Source organism: Corynebacterium sp. CMW7794 (assembly GCF_001563605.1).
In the GTDB taxonomy this organism is placed as follows: Bacteria; Actinomycetota; Actinomycetes; order Mycobacteriales; family Mycobacteriaceae; genus Corynebacterium; species Corynebacterium phoceense.
The window spans coordinates 1-2322 of the sequence record NZ_KQ961721.1 but is presented as its reverse complement, the minus strand read 5'-3'; the positions used below and the strand labels follow the sequence as shown (position 1 = coordinate 2322).

The window sequence follows — 2322 nt, the reverse complement described above, 5'->3', positions numbered from 1 at the left end:
ACTAATCAATGCACTCTAAAACCGGAAGAGCCGTATTATGGTTCCGAGGCGCTCTTGGTGGCACAGGTCATGCAAAGGTGCTCGCTATGGGGGTTGACGTGGAGGCTGGTCAATGTGTGGCATAACACACAAACAGTGCAAGGTGTCTTACTTCGATTAGAGGCCCGTCAACGGGTGAGAAATAGTGAAACACAATGCATGTCCGCTGTTCGAGCTATGTTTTCGCGTTTCGTAAATTGCTTCTTTTCGCTATATGTATATCGCTGCCTCGCGTCCTCGTTCGGCTGCCGTGTGTGCTTCGTGGTTTCAATGTTAGTGCCTCCACTGTTGCGTGTAATGGGGTTTTCTCTTGAGCGGTGTGGTAGAACACTGCTAATCGACGGCTGTGAACCATTTTCGACCGTTATAACTATTTGATCAGGGGTGGAAACCATTTATCAACGGGGAGATTGGTCTTAGAGGGTAAAGGCCAGTGGAAGCCCGCATAGGCAGTGGGCGCCAATTCAGCTATAAGGCCTGGCGCAGGCAGTCGTCCATATCGAATCACGCGTAGGCGATCTGTGAGCTTCTTCTTCGCTAGTTTCAGTTCACGCCTGGCCGAGGCAAGCGCTCTATCGCCATGTGCGGTCTTAATCTGAGTAGTTAACTCCTCGAGGCGAGCATTGATGATCTTGAGGTCGCGTCCGAGCGCTGCGCGCTCAGCTTCATATTCTTCCTCAGGGGTTGCGCCATCATCGAGCCGGAGCTGTACGAGTTCGGGGGAGTCCCAGGGGGCTGGGCGTTGTGTGTTCATGTTTACCAGGCTACCAACATTCGAACCATTACAAAAGTGGTGCTATAGTCTTGTGTATGGTAAAGAGGCAACAAGCATCACGCGCACCACTACAGCCGGGCGAAGATACTGTTGAGCGAGTCCTGGACACGCTCTCACGAGGGCCGTTTGACGCGTTTGTCACCGTCAAGACTTGGGAAGGGCGCTCCAAACGCATTCACATCCGCGCGAAGACGAAAGGTGAATTTCGGACCAAGGCACGAGAAAAGATTGATGTTATCCTCAATACGTCAGCGAGTAGCTGGACGAAGGCGCAACGCCTTACGACCTTTATGGATGAGGTGAGTGAACCAGCGGTTAAAGCCGCGCGCCTGAGATTGAACACGAGAAAGCGCTATGAACTAGCCTTATCACAGCTACGCCGCCATCTTGATGGACTCACGATCGGCCACGCCGTGAGATTTAGGACTCTTGAAAAGGCGTTGCAGGACATAGGGACAGGCCATGGTGCCGAGTCCGCGCGACAAGCGCGCACGGTCTTAAGCAAGTACGTGTTAGACCAACTCATCCGTGAAGGGGTTATCGAACATAACCCACTGCGAGGCATATCAATAGATCTCGGGGACACTCGCAAGGGGAACAAGCCTAAACAATCGCATGCGCTTACGGATGCTCAGTATGACGCTGTTGTTGATCATCTTTTGGTGCGAGACACAGCAGGGCCTATACCGCCGGGAACGGATAGGCGGCACACATCTATTAGGAAGCATGAGTTAACGGTCGCTCTAACTATTCTCCAGGCCGGTACAGGATTGCGTATTAGTGAAGCGCTCGCGCTTACCCGTGAGGATGTAACTATCACGCAGAACTCACTGGCAATAACAGTTCAGGCGGAACGGTCAAAGACGCATAGGGGACGTACCGTGCCGATGCTGGACAAAAGATGCGAAAAGTTCTGGCGAGAGCGAATCGAAACAATTGGTCCCGGTGATCCGCTTATCCCGGCGCCGGGGGATGTGCACTTGCACTGGCGGACGGACAACGCCGTTAAGGCATGTGCGGCGCTCTATAAGGACATTGGCGTTCAACTGGAAGATGAGGTTGTTTCTTCTATGAGATCACACGCTTGGCGCACGGTACTCAACAACCGAGCAATTGCTCGCGGAGTTCCCGCCGAGATTCGCAGCGCATTCTTTGGTCACACTGAGGCCATGAACGCCCGAAACTACACGGACCTTACCGACGTTTCGGCCATGCAGTCGGCACTTGAAGGTGGTGCACTAGATGGTGCACTAGAGGGATGATTCTGGATGATTCTAAATGGTTCTAAATGATCGAAAATGCCTCTAAACAGCATGGTCAGAATCGAATAATGCCTGTTAGGCTCGAATGTAATCCGATAACCCAGAGGTCGTAGGTTCGAATCCTGCCCCCGCTACAAAGTTCTTAAGTCCCTCTCCTTCGGGAGAGGGACTTTTGATGTTTTCTGAACTTTCGGGCTAGGGGGGCTAGGGGCGGGTTAAGGGACAAAATGAGTGTCTAGGCCGGCG

The 2322-nt window shown here is 52.6% G+C and carries 2 protein-coding genes; one reads left to right on the top strand and one right to left on the bottom strand.

Annotated elements, in window-relative coordinates; genetic code table 11:
• Positions 1–409: 409 nt before the first annotated feature.
• Positions 410–793 carry a hypothetical protein gene (locus HMPREF3227_RS13210; RefSeq protein ID WP_141681490.1) on the bottom strand — a complete coding sequence of 128 codons (384 nt, stop codon included), beginning with the start codon at positions 791–793 and terminating at the stop codon, positions 410–412.
• Positions 794–849: 56 nt separating this feature from the next.
• On the opposite strand from HMPREF3227_RS13210, the gene HMPREF3227_RS12790 reads away from it, so the two are divergent.
• The gene (locus HMPREF3227_RS12790; protein WP_231732315.1) at positions 850–2076 is read left to right on the top strand and encodes a tyrosine-type recombinase/integrase; all 1227 of its coding nucleotides are present in this window, start codon (positions 850–852) and stop codon (positions 2074–2076) included.
• The last annotated feature ends 246 nt before the right edge of the window (positions 2077–2322 follow it).

Bases quoted from the DNA above. Each gene is read 5' to 3' on its own strand.
- HMPREF3227_RS13210 (WP_141681490.1), bottom strand. From the start codon at position 793: ATGAACACACAACGCCCAGCCCCCTGGGACTCCCCCGAACTCGTACAG.
- HMPREF3227_RS12790 (WP_231732315.1), top strand. From the start codon at position 850: ATGGTAAAGAGGCAACAAGCATCACGCGCACCACTACAGCCGGGCGAA.